This window comes from Simiduia sp. (genome assembly GCF_058345725.1).
Genome location: NZ_JBTUOC010000017.1, coordinates 1 through 20,401 on the forward strand (window position 1 = coordinate 1; position 20,401 = coordinate 20,401).

Annotated in this window: 14 protein-coding genes; 5 read left to right on the forward strand and 9 right to left on the reverse strand. The window is 60.1% G+C overall.

The window, feature by feature from the left end:
- The 5 genes from ACW8F6_RS04230 to ACW8F6_RS04250 all read right to left on the reverse strand — a co-directional run.
- Positions 1–705: 16S rRNA (uracil(1498)-N(3))-methyltransferase (locus ACW8F6_RS04230; protein ID WP_491574600.1), on the reverse strand; the 705-nt coding region annotated here is incomplete at its 3' end.
- Between the two features lie 2 nt (positions 706–707).
- On the reverse strand, positions 708–1,544 hold the full coding sequence (gene metF / locus ACW8F6_RS04235; protein ID WP_491574601.1) for a methylenetetrahydrofolate reductase [NAD(P)H]: 837 nt from the start codon (positions 1,542–1,544) through the stop codon (positions 708–710).
- 56 nt (positions 1,545–1,600) lie between these two features.
- Positions 1,601–3,025, reverse strand: a complete 1,425-nt coding sequence (gene ahcY, locus ACW8F6_RS04240) for an adenosylhomocysteinase (RefSeq protein WP_491574602.1) — start codon at positions 3,023–3,025, stop codon at positions 1,601–1,603.
- Positions 3,026–3,096: 71 nt separating this feature from the next.
- Positions 3,097–4,251, reverse strand: coding sequence for a methionine adenosyltransferase (gene metK / locus ACW8F6_RS04245; RefSeq protein WP_491574603.1), 1,155 nt, complete (start codon positions 4,249–4,251; stop codon positions 3,097–3,099).
- Between the two features lie 29 nt (positions 4,252–4,280).
- Positions 4,281–5,276 (reverse strand): ArsR/SmtB family transcription factor, encoded by a 996-nt coding sequence (locus ACW8F6_RS04250; protein ID WP_491574604.1) that lies wholly within the window; start codon positions 5,274–5,276, stop codon positions 4,281–4,283.
- Positions 5,277–5,458: 182 nt separating this feature from the next.
- Here ACW8F6_RS04250 and ACW8F6_RS04255 point away from each other — a divergent pair, with 182 nt between their 5' ends.
- Positions 5,459–8,569 (forward strand): S8 family serine peptidase, encoded by a 3,111-nt coding sequence (locus ACW8F6_RS04255; RefSeq protein ID WP_491574605.1) that lies wholly within the window; start codon positions 5,459–5,461, stop codon positions 8,567–8,569.
- 89 nt (positions 8,570–8,658) lie between these two features.
- Here ACW8F6_RS04255 and ACW8F6_RS04260 read toward each other — a convergent pair whose 3' ends face one another.
- The 4 genes from ACW8F6_RS04260 to ACW8F6_RS04275 all read right to left on the reverse strand — a co-directional run bounded on the left by ACW8F6_RS04260 (position 8,659) and on the right by ACW8F6_RS04275 (position 15,467).
- Complete coding sequence (locus ACW8F6_RS04260; RefSeq protein ID WP_491574606.1) at positions 8,659–9,279, reverse strand: energy transducer TonB; 621 nt, start codon at positions 9,277–9,279, stop codon at positions 8,659–8,661.
- A 68-nt stretch (positions 9,280–9,347) separates the two neighbouring features.
- On the reverse strand, positions 9,348–10,823 hold the full coding sequence (locus ACW8F6_RS04265; protein WP_491574607.1) for a M56 family metallopeptidase: 1,476 nt from the start codon (positions 10,821–10,823) through the stop codon (positions 9,348–9,350).
- 28 nt (positions 10,824–10,851) lie between these two features.
- Entirely contained in the window at positions 10,852–11,238 is a 387-nt protein-coding gene (locus tag ACW8F6_RS04270) for a BlaI/MecI/CopY family transcriptional regulator (protein ID WP_491574608.1), read from the reverse strand.
- Between the two features lie 122 nt (positions 11,239–11,360).
- Positions 11,361–15,467: an immunoglobulin-like domain-containing protein gene (locus ACW8F6_RS04275; RefSeq protein WP_491574609.1), complete on the reverse strand. Its 4,107-nt coding sequence runs from the start codon at positions 15,465–15,467 to the stop codon at positions 11,361–11,363.
- A 324-nt stretch (positions 15,468–15,791) separates the two neighbouring features.
- Here ACW8F6_RS04275 and tkt point away from each other — a divergent pair, with 324 nt between their 5' ends.
- The 4 genes from tkt to ACW8F6_RS04295 all read left to right on the forward strand — a co-directional run.
- Positions 15,792–17,792 carry a transketolase gene (gene tkt / locus ACW8F6_RS04280; RefSeq protein WP_491574610.1) on the forward strand — a complete coding sequence of 667 codons (2,001 nt, stop codon included), beginning with the start codon at positions 15,792–15,794 and terminating at the stop codon, positions 17,790–17,792.
- Positions 17,793–17,816: 24 nt separating this feature from the next.
- A complete protein-coding gene (locus ACW8F6_RS04285) occupies positions 17,817–18,845 on the forward strand; it encodes a type I glyceraldehyde-3-phosphate dehydrogenase (protein WP_491574611.1) in 1,029 nt (342 codons plus the stop codon).
- A 61-nt stretch (positions 18,846–18,906) separates the two neighbouring features.
- Entirely contained in the window at positions 18,907–20,070 is a 1,164-nt protein-coding gene (locus ACW8F6_RS04290) for a phosphoglycerate kinase (RefSeq protein WP_491574612.1), read from the forward strand.
- Between the two features lie 240 nt (positions 20,071–20,310).
- Positions 20,311–20,401: class II fructose-bisphosphate aldolase (locus tag ACW8F6_RS04295; protein ID WP_491574613.1), on the forward strand; the 91-nt coding region annotated here is incomplete at its 3' end.

Below are 20,401 nucleotides of genomic sequence, written 5' to 3' on the forward strand. Positions count from 1 at the left end.
CTGCAGTAAACTCAATGCCACTATGGGCGCCGTTTCAGTGCGAAACACGCGCGGGCCAAGGGTCAGCTGTTGAAACTCCGACGCCAGCGCCCGATCGATTTCATCGTCATCCAAGCCGCCCTCGGGGCCGATTAAAAGCGCTGCGGACTGAGGCTGCTGGTGTTGCGCCAGGGTTTTATCGCTGCGGTGGTGCAGTACCAACTTTAAGTCTTCTGTGCGATTGGCGAGCCAATCCTCTAACTTAACCGGGGCCACCACCACGGGTGGTATGTTGCGCTGACACTGCTCGCTGGCAGAAATGGCAATCTGCTGCCAGTGCCCCAACTTTTTCTCGGCGCGCTCTTTATTGAGTTTGACTTCAGAGCGGCTGGTGAACAGCGGGGTAATATGGTTCACGCCCAGTTCCGTGGCTTTTTGAATAACCCAATCAAAGCGATCACCTTTGGATAATCCAATACCGAGGGTAAGTTGCAGGGGCGATTCACGATTATCCGGATTGAACTTGCCAACTCCAATACTCACCTGCTTCTTGCTGACGGCGTGTACCGTGGCGAGGTACTCGCCACCCTGGCCGTTAAAGGCAATCAGCGGTCGCCCCACTTCCATACGTAACACACTGCCCAAATAGCGGCTGGCCGTGGCATCAAGATCAATCACCTGGCCGCTGGCGAGTGGTTGGTTCACATAGAGGCGGGGAATGCGCATGGTTACTCGCCTGCCAGATTCTTTAAAATCTGCGCGGTGGGCTTGGTTTGGTTCATGGTGTAAAAGTGCAAACCCGGCGCGCCGTTTTCCAGTAATGTGTCGCACAGCTCTGTTACCAGGTCGATACCAAAGGCCTGTAGCGATTCAGTGTCGTCGCCAAAGCCTTCCAGTCGCTTGCGCAGCCAGCGCGGAATTTCTGCGCCGCAGCTGTCGGAAAAACGCGCCAGATTGCGGTAGTTGATGATGGGCATGATGCCGGGGTAAATGGGCGCATCAATGCCGGCTTGCTGACACTGATCGATAAAGTGAAAGTAGCTGTCCGGGTTAAAAAAGTACTGCGTAATGGCGTTGTTGGCACCCGCATCAAATTTACCCTTCAGATAGCGAATATCATCGCTGTAGCTTTTCGCCTCTGGGTGAATTTCTGGGTAAGCCGCCACTTCCAGTTGGAAGTGATCGCCAAATTTTTCGCGAATAAAAGCGACCAATTGATTGGCGTAAACCAACTGCGAATGGCCGCCCATGCCCGAGGGCAAGTCACCGCGCAGTGCGACGATGCGCTTAACGCCAAACGCTTTGTAGTCGTTCAGCAAACTTTCGACTGCCTGCTCGTCATCGCCGCCAAACGACAGGTGGGGAGCGGCATCTATGCCCTGCTCTATTAACGCCTTCACAACCCCACGCGTGGTGTCGCGGGTGGTGCCGCCGGCACCGTAGGTAACGGAATAAAAATCGGGATTGAACTGTTGAAGCTCCTCGCGCACCTGAAACAACTTCTTTTTGCCTTCGGGTGTTTTAGGCGGGAAAAATTCAAAACTTATGCGAATGTTTTCGCTCATTGTATTTGTCCTGTGACTGTGGGCGAGCGGCAAGGGCAAGCCCTTGCCGCACATCCTTAGTATTTATAGCTTTCTGGTTTGTAGGGGCCTTCGGTCTTCACGCCGATGTATTTGGCCTGAGCTTCGGTGAGTTTGGTGATTACGCCGCCAAATCCTTCAACCATGTCTTTGGCTACTTCTTCGTCCAGCTTCTTAGGCAGTACTTTTACGTAGATGTTGTCCGCTTTGTCGGCAGCCGGTAGATCGGCAAACTTCTGCTCATACAAATACATCTGCGCCAGCACCTGGTTGGCAAATGAGCCGTCCATAATACGCGAGGGGTGACCAGTGGCGTTGCCAAGGTTCACCAGGCGGCCTTCAGACAGCAGAATCAAATGATCGCCATTGGCGGCATCTTTGCTGGCGGCGCGATAGATTTTGTGCACCTGCGGCTTTACTTCTTCCCAGTGCCAGTTTTTGCGCATGAAGGCGGTGTCGATTTCGTTGTCGAAGTGACCGATATTGCAGACCACGGCGCTCGACTTCAAAGCTTGTAGCATGGCGCTGTCGCACACATTGACGTTGCCGGTGGTGGTGACAAGCAAGTCGGTATTGGCCAGCAGGGCGGTGTTTATATCTTCCAGCTTGCCGGTATTAACGCCGTTGTTGTAGGGCGATACCACTTCGTAGCCGTCCATGCAGGCCTGCATGGCACAGATTGGGTCAATTTCAGTAACCTTTACAATCATGCCTTCCTGGCGCAGCGATGCGGCCGAGCCCTTGCCCACGTCGCCGTAGCCGATGACCAGAGCTTTTTTACCCGACAGCAGGTGATCGGTGCCGCGCTTAATGGCGTCGTTCAAGCTGTGGCGACAACCGTATTTGTTGTCGTTTTTAGACTTGGTTACGGCATCGTTCACGTTAATGGCGGGCACTTTTAAGGTGCCTTGTTCCATCATTTCCAGCAGGCGGTGGACACCGGTGGTGGTTTCTTCGCTGATGCCGTGAATCTTGTCGAGCAGGTCTGGGTATTTTTCGTGGCACAGCTGGGTGAGGTCGCCACCGTCATCCAGAATCATATTGGCATCCCACACTTGGTTGCCATCTTTGCTGGCCAGCACGGTTTGCTCGATGCACCACCAAAACTCTTCGTCGGTTTCGCCTTTCCAGGCAAACACCGGAATGCCGGCGGCGGCAATGGCGGCGGCGGCGTGATCTTGCGTTGAAAAAATATTGCACGAAGACCAGCGCACTTCGGCGCCCAAATCCACCAGTGTTTCAACTAACACCGCGGTTTGAATCGTCATGTGAATACAGCCCATGATGCGGGCACCCTTTAGGGGTTGCGCCTCGTGGTACTTGCGGCGCAGTGCCATCAGCGCCGGCATTTCGCCCTCGGCGATTTCAATTTCACGGCGGCCCCAGGCGGCGTCCTTTTCAAATTGCGCCAAATCTTTTGCCGCCACTTTAAAATCTGAAAAACCGTTTACGGAATAAGTCATGATCAATCCTGTTGCTTGGGCGCGCGGGTGGCGCGCTTAAAAAATTAGGCAGCTTGTGGCTGCACGATTCGTTAAAGGGCTTTTGCCAGGGCCTCGGCCTTGTCGGTGCGCTCCCAGGTGAAATCTGCGTGCTCGCGACCAAAGTGGCCGTAAGATGCGGTCTGGCGGTAGATGGGGCGCTTTAAGTCCAGCATGGCGATCAAGCCCTGCGGGCGCAGATCAAAATGTTCGCGCACTAAATCCACAATGGCGCTGTCGCTGAGTTTGCCGGTGCCAAAGGTGTTAACGGCAATTGACGTGGGTTCGGCCACGCCAATGGCGTAAGACACTTGAATTTCACAGCGCTCTGCCAAACCGGCGGCGACAATGTTCTTCGCCACATAGCGACCGGCATAGGCAGCCGAGCGATCCACTTTTGACGGATCTTTGCCCGAAAAGGCGCCGCCGCCGTGGCGCGCCATGCCGCCGTAGGTGTCCACAATAATCTTGCGGCCAGTTAAGCCGCAGTCGCCCACGGGGCCGCCAATGATGAACTGGCCCGTGGGGTTAATGTGAAACAGGGTGTCCTTGTGTAGCCACTCGGCGGGCAGTACGGGCTTGATAATTTCGTCCAGCACTGCCTCGCGGATGTCGGCCTGCTTGATGTTGGGCGCGTGCTGGGTGGACAGCACCACGGCGTCAACCGCCACGGGCTTGCCGTTTTCGTAGCGCAGGGTCACCTGGCTTTTGGCGTCGGGACGCAGCCAATCCAGCGTGCCGTTTTTACGCAGTTTCGCTTGGCGCTCGACCAATCGGTGCGCGTAGTAAATGGGTGCGGGCATCAGCACGTCGGTTTCATTGGAGGCGTAGCCAAACATCAAACCCTGGTCGCCAGCGCCCAGATCTTTGTCGTCGGCTTCGTCTACGCCAATGGCGATATCGACCGATTGTTTGCCAATTGCGTTCAGCACCGCGCACGAGGCGCCGTCGAAGCCAACTTCGCTGGAGTTGTAGCCGATATCCAGCACCACATCGCGAATTAAATCTTCCAGATCCACGTAGGTGCTGGTGCGCACTTCGCCGGCCACCACAACCATGCCGGTTTTCACCAAGGTTTCCACCGCGACGCGGGAGTCTTTGTCGTCGGTGAGAATGGCATCGAGTATGGCGTCGGAAATTTGATCGGCCATTTTATCGGGATGGCCTTCTGAGACGGACTCAGAGGTAAAGATGGCGTATTCAGACATGGTGCGTCTCCGTTAGGGTGAGCGAAAATTTATACGGCCAAATAAAACTGGCGAATTTGAATTTGAAATCCGTTGCGCAGGGCAAAATAACTGCTTTGGCCTTCGTCCAGGCCTGCGCGCCTGGCCCAGTGGCTAAAATCTTCTGGCTCAAAACCCTGCCACAGATCGCCGCAGGCGGCCTGCGCCCAAGGTTGTTCGTGCCGGCACAAATCGGTGATGACCAGTGAGCCGCCGGGCTTGAGCAATTTGGCCAGGTCTTGAAAAACCTCGGCCGGGCTGGGTGTGTGATGCAGCACCATGTTAATCACAACGCAATCGGCCTGGAGCGATTGCGCCAGCGCGGTGCGGGTATCGCCCAACAAAAACACCACATTACTCAGGCCCGGATTGTTGGTCTGCGCTTGCGCGAGCATCTCGGGCGCGTTGTCGAGCGCGGTCACCTGGGCAAACCGCTCTGCCAGCCAGGGCAGTAACTCGCCCGCGCCCGGTCCCACCTCCAGCGCGGTGGCCGCCGCGGGCCAGTGAATGCTGGCCAGTAATTCGCAGACGGCATCGCCGTAAATGGGAAAGCTGGCAATGAGATCTTGCTGGGCGCGAAATTTTTGGGCGTTTTCCGCAAAAAATTGTTGCGAGGTACGGCTGCGCATCTCGTACAAATTATCGAGCCGCTGCGCGCGCTCGGCACTCAGGGGCTGGCTGTCCAGGGTGGCCAACAATGCGCTTTTCACCTCGGTGAGCGGGTGGCCGGGCGCCAGGGGTTTGCGCCGATAGTAGATAGAATTGCCTTCGCGCCGGGTGGTCAACCAGTCGCCCTTGGTCAGAACCTTTAGGTGGTGGCTCATGCCCGACTGCTGCATGTCCAGTAGACCGGCCAGCTCTAACACACCAAAGGAATCCTGAGCCAGCAGCCGCAAAATCTCCAGGCGCAGTGGATCGGCGGCAGCCTTTAGCAGGCTGGAGAGCTGCTGAGGGTCGGCGGGCTGCACCTCGGCGGTGCTGGCAATGGCGGCAAGGGAGTGATTCATGGGGGCAGTGTAACAGCCTAAAATTCCTATATCAAAATATTTTGATATAGGTGCGGCAGGGTCTGACCGCTTGAATCTACCCAAGGTGTGGCATAGGTATGGGCCAGAACGCACCTATGGCCGTATAGTAAAGGGTCTGGCCGCCGATCCGAGCGGCAGCGAATGATTAACGAGGTGTGGGCGTGTTAAAGCAGTGGACGATAGGCGTACTGGCTGCGGTATTCGCCGTGGCGATGGCGGCCTGCGGTGGCGGCGGGGGCGGGGGCGGCGCCCCGGCCAATGCGGCGCCCGTGGCCGCCTTTAGCATTACCGCCAATAGCTTTAAGGCGCCGGCGACCGTTGCCTTTAACGGCGCGGGTTCCTTCGACAGCGACGGCAGCATTGCCAGCTACAGCTGGCAGTTTGGCGACGGATTTAACGCCACCGGCCAGGTGGTGTCGCACATTTACAGCGCGCCGGGCAACTACTCGGTGGTGTTGACGGTCACCGATAATGCCGGTCGGACCGGCACTCTCACCCAGTTGGTCGAGGTGTTGGGCAATCAATTGGCGGTGCCGGAGATTCAGGTGGATGCCACCAGCTTTACCGCGCCGGCGACGGTGAGTTTTGACGGCAGCGGTTCCCGCGACCCGGATGGCAGTATTGCCTCCTATCACTGGGACTTTGGCGATGGCGACATAGGCCAGGGGCCCGCGGTCAGTCACACCTACCAGCGAGTGGACACTTACACCGTGACCTTGACGCTCACCGACAGCGATGGCGAGCTCAGCAGTGCTACAACCAGCGTGCAGATTGTGGCGCCGCCCAGTGGTGCCTTTAGCCTGTCGGGCCGCGTCACCGCGTCGGCGCAAACGGCGGTCGACACCGACACCAACGACCCCTTTAGCACTGAAATCAGCAACGACAGCACCGGCCAGGCGCAGGCCCTGGCCAGCCAGGTGAACGTGAGTGGCTTTGTGGCCAAGACGGCCACGGGCAATACCGACAACGGCGACCGCTTTGCAAGCCAGCCCGATAGATCCGACTTTTACCGCGCCACGTTGACCCAGGGCCAAAAAATCTACCTGGAAATTGGCGATTGGGCCGATACAGCCGTGGACTTGGACCTCTACCTGTTCGACAGTCTTGGTAACCAGCTGGCCTTTTCGGTGGGCGAATCGGACACGGAAATGGTGACTGTGCCCCTGGATGGCGACTATCTGATTGAGGTGGTGGCTTACAGCGGTTTTTCCAATTACCAGTTGAGCTTGGAGCGCCCGCAAAGTGCCGCCCGCGCCGGAGTGGGCGCCATGAGCGATCGCGCGCCCGCCCGCGCCGGTGAAATCATTGTGGACTACGCGGGCAGCCTGGTGCTTGGACGCTCGGGCACGGCGGCGCGCGCAGCCCAGAAGGGCTTAACCCTAAGCCGCGGCGAACCGGGCGGGCCAACCCTGAACCATTTTGCGCTGTCGGCGCCGGCGGCGGAGGACCGCTATCTGACATCCATCCAGCTCAGCCCCTATGTACCGCGCACGGCGGCAGAGCTGCAGGCCTATCGGGATCGCTACCAGACCTTTATGAAAATTAAAGCGCTGCGCGCCGACGCCCAAGTGCGCAGTGCCAGCGCCAACTACGCGGTCAAACCCTACGCCATTCCGTCGGACCCGCGCTACATTCAGCAGTGGCACTACCCGCTGATTAATTTGCCTCAGGCCTGGGATGTCGCCACTGGCGCCGGTGTTATCGTCGCTGTGGTCGATACCGGGGTGTATTTGGCGCACGAGGATCTGAGTGGCCAGCTGTTGCCGGGTTACGATTTTATCAGCGATGCCAACAATTCACTCGATGGCGACGGCATGGACAGCAACCCCGACGATCCCGGCGATGGCGGGGTGGTAGGTGCCAGTTCCTGGCACGGTACCCACGTGGCCGGCACGGTGGCGGCGGCCACTAATAACACCACCGGCGGCGCCGGCGTAGCCTATGGTGCCAAGGTCATGCCCCTGCGGGCCCTAGGTAAGGAGGGCGGCAGTACCTTCGATATTCAACAGGCAGTGCTCTATGCCGCGCGCTTGGCCAATGCCTCTGGCCAGCTGCCCGACCAGCGGGCCCACGTATTGAACTTAAGCCTGGGTTGCCAGTTTTGCTTTTCCGCCTCGGAGCAATCGGTGTACCAGCAGGCGCGCGATGCAGGGGTGATCATTATCGCCGCCGCCGGCAATGAGAGCAGCACCGATCCCTCCTACCCGGCGGCCTATGCGGGTGTGGTGTCGGTGTCGGCCACCGATCGCTTCGACAATATCGCGCCCTATTCCAACACCGGCACGACCATCGACATTGCCGCCCCCGGCGGCGCCCAGCAATCGGGTGCGGTCAACGGCGTGCTCAGCACCTTGGTGGACGAATCCTCGGGCCAGCGCCGCAGCAGTTACGCCTTTTATCAGGGTACCTCCATGGCGGCGCCACACGTGGCGGGCGTAGCGGCGTTGATGGTGTCTATTTACCCCAGCCTGACACCGGCGGAATTCGACAGCGCCATCAGCAGCGGCGCCATCGTGGACGACAAGGGCGCAATCGGGCGCGACAACAGCTACGGCTACGGGCGCATCAACGCCTTAAAGGCGGTGGAGCACGCCACGGATCTCGCTGGTGGCACACTGCCGGCGACCTTGGTGGCCTCTGAAAACGCCATCGACTTTGGCAGCAATCTCGACCTCACCTCTGTCGAAATTACCAAGCAAGGTTCGGGCAGCGTGCGGGTGCTGGCCACGCGCACCAGCGCCAGTTGGCTGTCGGTGGCGGCCGAATCGGTGGATGCCGATGGCCTGGGCAGCTACCAAATTAGTGTGGAGCGCAGCGGGTTGCCCGATGGCCCCTATCAGGGCAGCGTCACCTTTACCGCCGACTCGGGTACCGAGCTGGTGATTCAGGTGTCCATGTACCAGGGGCTCAATGTGTCCACCGAGGGCGCCGGACATCTGTGGATACTCTTGCTGAACGAAGACTTCGCGCTGGTGGATCAGGTGGATCTGGAGCCAGACCTTAACGGCAATTACGACTACCAATTTACCGGCGTACCGGCCGGTGATTATTACCTGGTGGCGGGCACCGACTCCGACAACGATTTGGTGCTGTGCGATGCGGGCGAAGTGTGCGGCGCCTATCCCACTGTGGGCCTGGCCAGCAAAGTGCGTCTCACGGCCGATACCTCAGGGGCTGATTTTCTGGTGTTGATGGGCAGCGCTCTGGCCAGGGAGGCGTCGGCTAGCCAGCAGAGTTTAAGCACTGGCCCGGTCATCCTCCGCAGACCCTGAACGCGGGCAAAGCAGACCGGTGGCGGTCTGCGTCCTTGAGTTCTAATCGGCTAAGCCCAGCGGGCAGCGCTGCCCGCTAATTTTCTCCGTCAGTTTTGCTCGATGGAAAAACGCAGCCGCTCGCGCAGGTTGGTAGTGGCTATGGGCTCGTCGTCTACCATTTGGGGCCGAAACTTCCACTTGGCCACCGCCGCCAGGGCCGCCTTTTCAAACACCCCCTCTGGCTCGGCGTGCAGTATGTGCAGGTTGGTGGTGGTGCCGTAGGCGGTGACGTCGTAGGCCACATCCACAAAGCCTTCAATGCCGCGCTGCAGCGCGCGGCGTGGGTACACGGGCGCAATCATCACCTGTTTTACCAAGTTGCCACCGCCCAGGCCGATGCTGGGAATTACGTCGGTGAGCGGGGGTTTGCTGAAGCCGGGCACCAGGCCGGTAACGCTGTTGTCGCCCAGCGACAGCTCAAAGTCGGGCAGCTCCGGTACGGCTTCCGGTTCGGGAATTTTCTTCGGTTGCTCGTATTCATTTTTAATGGGTTCCCGGTCTTTCATGACGATCTCAATGACGGGCGCGCTGTCGGTTACATCGGGCTCGCTATAGTCCCGATCGATCAGCACATGCATGCCGTAAATTAGCGTGATGGTGGTGAGTGCCGCCGTGGGTAGCGCACCGGCGATGCGAAATTCGGGGCGAGCGAAAGTTGTGGTGTTCATAGACACCCTCCTTAATGTTGCGATTGAGGTTTAAAGGCGACGCGCGCGCGTCAAAGGCAGGACAGTGATCAGGTGTCCGGTGGTTCAGTGAGAATGCGAAAGCGGTATTCTTCGGTGAGACCCGTGAGCGTAAACGGCTGCTGGTGCAGCGTGGGGCGGGCAAAGCGCGACTGGGCCAGGGCGTCGGCGGCGGCCTGGGCCAGCAGACTATTGGCTTGGCCGAGCACCCGAATATCCTGTGCGCGCCCCTCTGGGTTAATGGCAAAGGTCAGGGTCACTGTGCCCTCTATGCCGCGCGCCAGTGCGCGTTTGGGGTAGCTGGGGGTCACCAATTCGAGCGGCAACACATTGGGCAGCTGCGGCCGCCCCACTTGTATTTCCGTGGCCGGTGCAGGGCGAGTCAGCGACACGCTGTTGCTGGCGACTACGCGCACCGTTTCCATGGGGGCAACCGCCAGTGGCTGCCGCGCAACTTGAGTAAAGGCGGCCCGTTGCGCGCTCATGGCCTGAGCGGATGGGGTGTGAGTTCTTGTGGATGGCGTTTCGGTGCTTGGCGCGGGGACTTCCTTCGGCAAAAGGGTGACCAGTAGCGCGGGGCGCTGTGGCGCGGCTAACAGCGCGGGTTGCAATTGCACGGCGCCCAGCAACAGGGCGCTGAGCCCAACCACCAACAAACCCTGCAATAGCGATTGCGGTTCGCGGGGCTGGCGATCCAGGCTGCCGTCGAGCAACAGGTTTACGCGCTGGAATAGCGGCGAGCCGTTGAGCGCCTGCGTGGGTAAATCCAGTTGACGCAGCGCCTTGGCGCTTTGCAGTAACAGGTCGGCGTAATCGGCGCTGCGTCCCTGGTGCGCCAGCACCCAGTCGTCGGTGGCGCGTTCGGCTTGCTCGGCCTGTTGGCGCGCCAGCCACCACACGGGGGGCAAAAACCAAAAGAGCGCACACACCAGTCGCGTGAGCTGGCGCACCAGCCAGTCGCCGCGCTGAATGTGGCCCAGCTCGTGCAGTAAGGCGAGTGTTTGGGCGCTATCGGGTTGCGCAAAAAAATCTATCGGCAGCAGGATGACGGGGCGCTGCCAACCCCAGGTCCGCGGGCAGCTGATCGCCGGGCTTACGACGACCTGTGGGCGGCGGCGCAGACGCGTGAGATGTGTCAGTTTGGGCAGCGCGATTGGCGTGGCTGCCAGCGCCTCTCGGCTCACTTGCGCGAGCAGTCCCAGCCCCAAGGCTTGGTAAAACAGCAAAAACAGCAGGCCAAACAGATAGAAACTGAGCAGGGCGGTGGCGCTGGCTGTGTGCAGCAACTGACCGCTCGGTTGCCGCCACATATCGCTGGCCTGGCTCAGCCAGTTGCTGTTAAAGGCGATGGCCGGCAGGGTGCAGCTCAACAGTAACAACAGCGGCAGGCCCCAGAGCAGTGCCGTGGTCAGCAGGTGCTGGTGGCTGGCGGAGCGGTTGCCCTCCTGCCGAATCAACTGCCACGCCAGTGCAATCAGCAGCAGCGGTTTTACGGTCAGCGTCAGTAGCAGGTTGATGGTGAGCATGGCGTCTCCTGTCCGTGGGCTGCGGCGTTTAGGTGTTGCGCTTTTTTGCGCGCGCCTTGGCGATGGCTTGCTCGAGCGCGTCCAGCTCGGCGTCGGTTAATTCCTCACCCTTTTCGCCCAACAAGGCATTGGCGGCCTTGGCGATGGAGCCGTCAAAAAACGTTCGCAACATGCGCGACAGGGCCGAGCTCTGCGCCGCCTCGCGCGCCTGAGCGGGTTGGTACACATATTTGGCGCCCTCCTGCCGGTGTTTTACCAGCCCCTTGTCGATCATGCGCGCCAACAGCGCCCGCACCGACGAATAACTGGGCGGGTCGGGCATGAGCGATTGCACCTGTTGGGCACTGGCCTCACCGGCTTGGTAAAGCACATCCAGAATTTCTCGCTCGCGGCGACTGATTTTGGTTTTTGTCATAACAATTTCCTCGTATGCTAAAAAAATAGCATCATGCTAAAAATTTAGCAATGTCTGACGCTAAAAGTTTTCGCGCACAAAAAAGCCCCGACCAGCGGGGCGAAGGTAAGGAAGCCTGAGGGTTATTGCAGGTAGGCGTCTTGAAGCATCAAGCGCTGCCAATCCTTGCCATTGGGCGATCGCCAAAAGCCGTAGGTGCGGTTGTCGTCGGCGCCGCTGGTCACGTACAGGTAAGCCATGCCGTCGAGCACGGCAATTTGGGGTAGCAAGCGGCGACCCAGTAACGTGCTGTTGAGTTCGAGTTCCCAGCTCACGCCGTCGGCGCTGGACCAGACATCCGTGTAGTGCAAGAAGGTTTCGTTGGACCAGCCGCCAATCAACCAAAGGCGGCCGCCCTGTGTCCACAGGGCGGCGTGGGTGCGGTGTTTATAGGGTACATTGTCCAGCTCTTTCACCCAGGTACTGCCGTCCACACTGGAGTGGAGATCCTTCGGATAAACAAAGCCGTTTTGTCCGCCAGTCACCCATAGCTTGCCGTTAAACGAAGCGACTGCGTAGGTGCTGCGCGCCAGAATGTCGTTGCTGCCCGCCAGCGACCAGTTGATACCGTCGGCGCTGGACCAGATGTCGTTGGCTTTGCTGTTGTCGGCGGTATTACTGCCCCCCATGACCCACAACTTGCCGTTGTGCTCCACCATATAAGTAAAGGTGCGCGATGAGAAAGCCGGTAGCTGGTCGACGCTAACCCAGCCTGCGGAGGCGTCGAAATAGTGGCTGCGCTGACCGTCCCTGGTATCGGTTTGAATCAGCCAAAGTTTGCCCTTGAAGTACGCAAAGTGACCGCCATCTCTGCGGCCAGGCGGTGTCGCGCGCTCGCTCCAGTGTACTCCGTCGGTGGATGCCAGCATCTGGCCTTCGCGGCCGCCATCACTTTGCACGATTGACCAGAGCATACCGTCGCCCGCCACCAATTTGCCCGGGTAGGGCTTGCCAATATGGCGATCGCTGACGATGCCCCAGCTGTCGCCGAGGTGGGCAAAAATGTGCTCGCTCACTTCGGTGGGGCTGTTGATGTTGCCACCCATAATCAACAACTGGCCGTTAAAGGATTGAAGCGCGGCATTGGTCAATTGGGCCACGGGAAGCGGCGCGCCGGCCTGCCAGTTAACACCGTCGGTGGTGTGCCAAGTGCGCTCGGAAACCCCCTCAATCAGCCAGAGTTTACCGTCGTGTGCGGCCGCGCCGCCCAAGCCACTGCCTGTGTCGAAGGGCGGCGTGGCGGCTACCGTGGTCCAGCTGATGCCATCGGTGGAGCTCAGCACACGGCCAAAGCCGTCGCCGGCGTCGCCACCGATCAACCAGAGTTTGCCGTTAAAAATTTGACCGTGCGCATGCTTTGCAAAGGCTTGGTTGTCGGCAATCTGGGTCCAGCTGATGCCATCTGCCGAACGCCAAACGTCTTTCAGCGTCGAGCCGTCCTGGCTGTCGCCGCCAATCAAATACAGGTGGCCGCCGAGGCTTAGCAATTGTGCGTGGGAGCGCCGGCCAAAGGGCGCACTGGTGACTTCTTTAGTCCAGCCGGCGCCACTGCTACTGGACCAGATGGCTGCGTCGGGGCCGCCGCCAATCAGCCAGAGTTTGTTGTTAAAACCGATCACGCTGTGGTGCCGGCGGCTGCCCGTGCTGGATTCGAAAGCATTTTGTCGAGTGAATTGCACGCCGTTGGCCGAGCGCCAGACGTTGATATGACTGCTGGTGTTGTAATTGGACCCGCCCACCAGATAGAGGTAGCCATTCAGTGCAGCGGTTTTCAGGCCCGAGCGAGCGCTCCAGCGCAAAATTTGGGTGGGCATGTTGGCGGTGTGCTCGCCGTGGCGGAACTGGTAGTAACTGGTTTGATTGCCGGCAAAGCTGAACTCCTCTTCCGGCAGCGCGCCAATGGTGCGTTTGGTGCCATTGGTGCAGGCCGATATGTCGTCCATATTGCAACTGGCGGTGTTACTGGCGGCCCACTCGATACCTTGTGCGGCGGGATCAAACTGCACCCTGGCTCTGTCGCTACCGACCCAGGCGGCCATGGCAATCTGGCGATCGACGGAGTGCAATTCAATGCTGGCGCTAGCGGCGCTGTATTTTTCATCGGCGGCTTTAGTTGCGGTAATGGTGGCCTCGCCGCGCGCGTGCACGGTGATTTCGCCACTGTCCGCAACGCTGGCGATGGCAGTGTCGCTGCTGCTGTAACTCACGGCTCCGGTGCCTGGCCCATCGGTCAGCGCCGGCGATTGGACTTCTCCAGTCAGCATCTTCAGTGGGCCAGTGGTGCTAAAGGCAATGGTTTGCGGGTGCTTGTCTACGGTGAGCAGGTAGCTGGCTGTGGCCTGGGCGTATTTTCTGTCGGCGGCTTTAGTGGCGGTAATCGTGGCGGTGCCTGCAGTTGCTGCCAACAGGCTGCCGTCGGCGTCGACGGTGGCAACGGCGGTGTTGTCGCTGGCATAGCTTAGCGCACCGGTACCGGGGCTGCTGCCGACAGCGTTGCTGAATATGTCATCCACCAGTACCGTCTGGTCGCCGGCCTGCTCAAAGGTCAGTGTTTGCGCGTGGCGTTCGACGTCTACGTTAAAACTGGCCGTGGCCGCCGCGTACTTGTGGTCGGCGGCCTTGGTGGCGGTGATGGTGGTGGCTCCGGCCCCCGCTGCGGTCAGCTTGCCGGCGGCGTCCACACTGACGACCGCTGTGTCGGCACTGCTGTAGCTTAAATCGCCCGAGCCGAGGTCGCCGCTAACGGCGTTGCTGAGGGTGTCGTCCACCAACAGTGTCTGGTCGCCTGCGTGCTCAAAAGTCAGCGTTTGTGGGTGGCGCTCTACGGTCACACTATAGCTGGCCGTGGCCGCCGCGTATTTGCGGTCGGCGGCTTTGGTGGCGGTGATAGTGGCGGTGCCCGCACCCGCGGCGGTCAGGCTGCCGGCGGCATCGACGCTGGCAACGGCAGTGTTCGTGCTGCTGTAGCTAAGGCTGCCGGTGCCGGTGTCGCCGGTGACGGCGTTATCGAGGGTGTCTTCCACGCGCAGGGTTTGGGCGCCGCTGTGGGTGAAGGCGAGCGACTGGTCATAGCGGGAAACGTCGATGCTGTAGCTGGCCGAGGCGGCGGGATACTGGTCGGTGGCGGGCCGAGTGGCCGTGACAGCAACAGTGCCGGCGGCTAGCAGGGTGACGGTGCCAGCGGCGTCCACGCTCGCCAGGCTGGAGTCAGACACCGAGTAAGTGATAACACCGGCGCCATCGCTGGCACTGGCGGGGTTGCTCAGGACATCGTCAACCTTGCGCGCCAGCGGGCCGGGCGCGGCAAAGCTGAGAGTTGCCGCGAGGGGGAGCGCCGTTACTTGAAAGCTGGTGGCGGCGGCGGCGTACTGGCCGTCGGCGGCCTGGCTGACTTGGATAGTGGCCTGACCCACCGCCAGCAGTGTCACCAGGCCAGCGCTGTTAACGGCGGCAATTGCGGGGTGGCTGCTGGCATAGGTGAAGGCACCGCTGCCCGGGCTTGTGACGTTGTTCGACAATTGGGAGCCGACGGTGCCCGACAGCGCACTGCCGTTGCTCAATGTCAGGGTTTGCGGCAGTCGCGTCACCGTGACCTGTAATTCGGCGGCACCGGTTAAATAGGCGCTGGTCTCAGCGCTCTGGGCCTGGATGACAGTGGTACCCGCAGACACGGCGGTAACGCGTCCATCACTGGTGACACTGGCAATGCTCGGATCTTGGCTGCTGTAGCTGAGGGCGCCGCCGCTATTGGTGGTGGCGCTAACCGTATGGTTGGCGGTGGCGGCCAGCGTCAGTGTGGCCGTTTCAAAGTGAGTATTGGCCGCCCGTTTGGCGACGGTGATCGGCAGCGTGAGGGTGGCGCGCTGATAGGTTGCGTCGGCCGGTGCAGTCACGGTGATTTGCGTACTGCCTGCACTCACAGCGGTCAGGGTACCGTCGCTGTCAACGGTGGCAACCCCCTCGTCCCCAATGCTAAAAGTGAGAACTCCCGCACTATCTGCAGAGGCGCTAGTAGTACGCACGTCCCCTACTTGCAGTTCGATCGTACCGGATTCACTGAAGCTGATGGTTTGGCTTTGCAGCGGGGTATCGCCGCTCGCGGCCGGCTCTTCGGAGCCGGCGCCACCACAGGCGGCAAGCGCTAAGATGCTGATTAATAACAGAAAAATTTTGGTAAAGCGCGTTGGCATGGTCATGTCCTTATGGTTGTGCACAGGCGAATCAGGCGAGTAGCTGAAGTGCGGCGTCCGGTGCCGGGTGCGGTATGAATCGTGAAAGCGCGCCGAACCTAACAAAGCACCTTAAAACTGCAAGCGATTTTTTGGCGCCGCGAAACCGGTGCGCAGGCCCGCCATCGCGCGAGGGGTGCGACAGTTATTTGCCCCGTGATTAAGAAATAAACACCTGTTTGACCTTTACGCCCCCCGCCCGTTACGCGAAAATAGCGCCCCTTTTAAGCCCCTGCCGTTTTGGTGGGTCGCCCGCTGTTTTTTGCCTTACACAGGAGCCTTTCCATGGCCTCACGCAATGATCTCGCCAATGCTATCCGTGCCCTCAGCATGGACGCCGTCCAGAAAGCCAAGTCCGGTCACCCCGGTGCCCCCATGGGCATGGCCGACATTGCCGAGGTGCTGTGGAACGATTATTTGAGCCACAACCCGGCCAACCCCAACTGGGTAGACCGCGACCGCTTTGTGCTGTCGAACGGCCACGGTTCCATGTTGATTTACTCCCTGCTGCACCTGTCGGGCTACGACCTGCCCATGGCCGAGCTGAAGCAGTTCCGCCAGTTGCACTCCAAGACCCCGGGCCACCCCGAGTACGGCTACGCGCCGGGCGTTGAAACCACCACCGGCCCCCTTGGCCAGGGCATCGCCAACGCCGTGGGTATGGCGGTGGCCGAGAAAACCCTGGCCGCGCAGTTCAACCGCGACGGCCACGCCATCGTGGATCACTACACCTACTGCTTCCTGGGCGATGGCTGCATGATGGAGGGTATCTCCCACGAAGTGGCTTCCCTGGCCGGCACCTTGGGCCTTGGCAAACTGATCGCCTTCTACGACGACAACGGCATTTCCATCGACGGCGAAGTGGAAGGCTGGTTTACCGACGACACGCCCAAGCGTTTCGAAGCTTACGGCTGGCAGGTGATTCCCGCGGTGGACGGCCACGACAGCGCCGCCATTAAAGCGGCCATTGAAGCGGCGCGCGCGGAGAGCGATAAGCCCACACTGATTTGCTGCAAAACCATTATCGGTTTCGGTTCGCCCAACAAGCAGGGCAAAGAGGATTGCCACGGCGCGCCACTGGGCGACGACGAAATCGCCCTGACCCGCGAAAAACTGGGCTGGTCGCACGCGCCCTTCGAAATTCCCGCCGATATCTACGCCGGTTGGGACGCCAAGGCCAAAGGTGCCGAGCGCGAGCAGGGCTGGAACGCTAAGTTCGAGGCCTACAAAGCTGCACACCCAGAACTGGCCGCCGAGTTTGAGCGCCGCGTGATCAAGGGCGAACTGCCCGCCGATTTCGCCGCCAAGGCCGAGGCCTTTATTAAAGACACCCAGGCCAAGGGCGATAAAATTGCCTCGCGCAAGGCGTCGCAAAACACCCTGAATGCCTTTGGCCCCCTGTTGCCCGAACTGCTGGGCGGCTCCGCCGATCTGGCCGGTTCCAACCTCACCCTGTGGAGCGGCTGTAAGGGCCTGACCGCAGAGGACACCAGCGGCAACTACATTTACTACGGCGTGCGCGAATTCGGCATGGCAGCCATCATGAACGGTGTGGCCCTGCACGGCGGCTTTGTGCCCTACGGCGCTACCTTCCTAATGTTCATGGAATACGCCCGCAACGCCGTGCGCATGGCGGCGCTGATGAAACAACAGAGCATTTTTGTATTCACCCACGACTCCATTGGCCAGGGTGAAGACGGCCCCACGCACCAGCCCATCGAGCAAATTGCCAACCTGCGCATGACGCCCAACCTGAACACCTGGCGCCCTGCCGATGGCACCGAATCGGCTGTGGCCTGGAAGGCCGCCGTCGAGCGCAAGGACGGCCCCACTGCACTGGTATTCAGCCGCCAAAACCTGGACCCCATCGCGCGCACCGACGCGCAGGTATCCGACATCGCCCGTGGCGGTTACATCCTGAAAGACTGTGACGGCGAGCCAGAGGCCATCATCATTGGCACCGGCTCCGAAGTGTCGCTGGCCCTGGCCGCAGCCGACCAGTTAACCGCCGCCGGCCGCAAGGTGCGAGTGGTGTCCATGCCGTGCACCAACGTGTTCGACCAGCAGGATGCCCTGTACAAAGAGCAGGTACTGCCCCTGTCGGTACTGCCGCGCGTTGCAGTAGAAGCGGCACACGTGGACTACTGGTGGAAATACGTGGGCCTGGATGGCCGCGTGGTGGGCATGACCACCTTTGGTGAATCGGCACCTGGCGCCGCGCTGATGGAGCACTTTGGCTTTACCGTCGACAATGTGGTGGCCGCCGTTGAAGAGTTGTTGGATTAACACGGCACGCGAGACAGGGCGCTTATGACCGTTCGCGTCGCCATTAATGGCTACGGCCGCATTGGCCGCTCGGTGCTGCGCGCGCTGTTTGAAGCCCAGCAGGCCGGTCGCGCTGGCAATCTTGAATTGGTGGCCATTAACGAGCTGGCCGATGGGGCTACCATTGCGCACCTGACCCGCTACGACTCCACCCACGGCCGCTTTGGCGGCCCGGTGGAGCTTAAGGGCGAGGGCGCGATTCGCATCGCCCACTGGGACATTACACTCATACACGAAGAAGACCCGCGCAAATTGCCCTGGCGCGAACTCAAGATCGATTTGGTGCTTGAGTGCACCGGCACCTTTAGCGATCGCGCCACGGCGCAGCTGCACATAGACGCCGGCGCCAAACACCTGTTGTTTTCGCACCCGGCCACCAACGAGGTGGATGCCACTATCGTTTATGGGTTTAACCACCACGCGCTGCAGGGCGCACAGACCATTGTCTCCAACGCCAGTTGTTCCACCAATTGCATCGTGCCGGTGATTTACTCGCTGCACGAAGCGCTCGGCATTCGCTCGGGCATGCTCACCACCATCCACTCGGCCATGAACGATCAGCCGGTGATCGACGCCTATCACCACACGGATTTGCGCAAAACCCGCTCGGCGTTTCAGTCGATTATTCCGGTGGAAACCGGTTTGGCTTTGGGGATTGACCGCCTGCTGCCCGAATTGGCCGGCAAGTTTGAGGCCCAGGCCATGCGCGTGCCGGTGGTCAACGTGTCGGCTATCGATTTGAATTTGGTGGTGGAGCAGGCCACAGACGCGCAGGCCGTAAACGAAATTTTGCGCAACGCGGCGGCCCAACACTTCAGCGGCGTGCTGGGCTATACCGACGAGCTATTGGCCAGCTGGGATTTTAACCACGACAGCCGCTCGGGCATTGTCGACGGCGGCCAGACCCGCGTGGCCGGTCGCCACCACGTGAAAGTGTTGACCTGGTTCGATAACGAGTGGGGCTTTGCCAACCGCATGTTGGATACCGCCAGCTACTGGGCCGAATACTTTTAGCGACACCCATAACAACGATATTTTCAGTCACAATTTTTTGAATCGAAAGAGGAATGCTCCAATGGCTGTGAAGCTGATGAAGGATCTGGATCTGTCGGGCAAGCGAGTGCTGATTCGCGAAGACCTGAACGTGCCGGTAAAAGACGGCAAAGTGACCAGTGACGCGCGCATCCGCGCCGCATTGCCCACCATTAAAGCCGCCGTGGCCGCCGGCGCCAAGGTGCTGCTGATGTCGCACCTGGGGCGTCCGGAAGAGGGCGTCTACGACGAGGCCAGCTCACTTAAACCGGTGGCGCTGCACCTGGGTAAACTGCTGGGCTGTGACGTACCCGTGGTTAAAGACTGGCAGGCCGGTGTGGAAGTGGGTGCCGGTGCCGTGGTCATGTTGGAAAACGTGCGCTTCAACATTGGCGAGAAAAAAGACGACGAGACTTTGGCCAAGGCCTACGCTGGCCTGTGCGATATCTTCGTGATGGATGCCTTTGGCACCGCCCACCGCGCCCAGGCCTCTACCCACGGCGTGGCCAAATTTGCGCCCGTGGCTTGCGCCGGCCCCCTGCTGGCGGCGGAGCTAGACGCGCTGGAAAAGGCTTTGGCCAAGCCCGAGCGCCCGCTGGTGGCCATTGTGGGTGGCTCAAAAGTGTCCACCAAGCTCACGGTGTTGGAGTCTTTGTCCGACAAAGTGGACCAACTGATTGTGGGCGGCGGCATCGCCAACACCTTCTTGGCGGCCAGCGGCAAACCCGTGGGCAAATCCTTGTGCGAACACGACCTGATCGACACCGCCAAGGCGCTGATGGCGAAAACCCACATCCCCGTGCCCGTGGACGTGGTCACCGGTAAAGAATTTAGCGAGACCGCCGTGGCCTCGGCCAAAGCGGCCGATGCCGTCGAGGCCGACGACATGATCTTCGACATAGGCGCAGAGACCAGTGCGCAACTGGCCGAGATACTGAAAACCGCCAAAACCATCATTTGGAACGGCCCGGTGGGGGTGTTCGAGTTCGATCAGTTTGGCGCGGGCACTCAGGCCCTGGCGCAGGCCATAGCCGAATCCAGCGCGTTTTCTATTGCCGGCGGTGGCGACACCCTGGCGGCCGTGGATAAGTATGGCATCGCCGAGCAGGTGTCCTATATTTCCACCGGTGGTGGCGCTTTCCTGGAGTATGTCGAGGGCAAGGTACTGCCTGCGGTGGCGATGCTGGAGTCGCGCGCTGCCGAGTAATGGGCAACAGCCGTGGGTGCGGCGCCAACCGTGGCGCCGCATCCACTCGCGTAGGCTCAGTTGCACGCCAGGCGCCAATAGCGCGTAGCACAGCAAAAATAAAACCATAAAAAATTGAAGTAAATAAAGGCCGCAGAGTCTTAGACAGCATAGTTAGAACTAGACCGGTAAACCGGCACTACACTTAACGAGAGCAGCGGGCCCCAAGCCCGCTGCAAGAGAAACGAGAAGGAACCAACCATGGCCTTAATCAGCTTACGTCAGATGCTGGATCACGCCGCCGAACACAACTACGGTGTGCCGGCATTTAACGTCAATAACCTCGAGCAAA

Coding starts and splice junctions, on each gene's coding strand:
- metK (WP_491574603.1), bottom strand. CDS start 4,251: ATGTCTGAATACGCCATCTTTACCTCTGAGTCCGTCTCAGAAGGCCAT.
- ACW8F6_RS04275 (WP_491574609.1), bottom strand. CDS start 15,467: ATGCCAACGCGCTTTACCAAAATTTTTCTGTTATTAATCAGCATCTTA.
- ACW8F6_RS04250 (WP_491574604.1), bottom strand. CDS start 5,276: ATGAATCACTCCCTTGCCGCCATTGCCAGCACCGCCGAGGTGCAGCCC.
- ACW8F6_RS04260 (WP_491574606.1), bottom strand. CDS start 9,279: ATGAACACCACAACTTTCGCTCGCCCCGAATTTCGCATCGCCGGTGCG.
- ahcY (WP_491574602.1), bottom strand. CDS start 3,025: ATGACTTATTCCGTAAACGGTTTTTCAGATTTTAAAGTGGCGGCAAAA.
- metF (WP_491574601.1), bottom strand. CDS start 1,544: ATGAGCGAAAACATTCGCATAAGTTTTGAATTTTTCCCGCCTAAAACA.
- ACW8F6_RS04290 (WP_491574612.1), top strand. CDS start 18,907: ATGGCTGTGAAGCTGATGAAGGATCTGGATCTGTCGGGCAAGCGAGTG.
- ACW8F6_RS04270 (WP_491574608.1), bottom strand. CDS start 11,238: ATGACAAAAACCAAAATCAGTCGCCGCGAGCGAGAAATTCTGGATGTG.
- ACW8F6_RS04285 (WP_491574611.1), top strand. CDS start 17,817: ATGACCGTTCGCGTCGCCATTAATGGCTACGGCCGCATTGGCCGCTCG.
- tkt (WP_491574610.1), top strand. CDS start 15,792: ATGGCCTCACGCAATGATCTCGCCAATGCTATCCGTGCCCTCAGCATG.
- ACW8F6_RS04265 (WP_491574607.1), bottom strand. CDS start 10,823: ATGCTCACCATCAACCTGCTACTGACGCTGACCGTAAAACCGCTGCTG.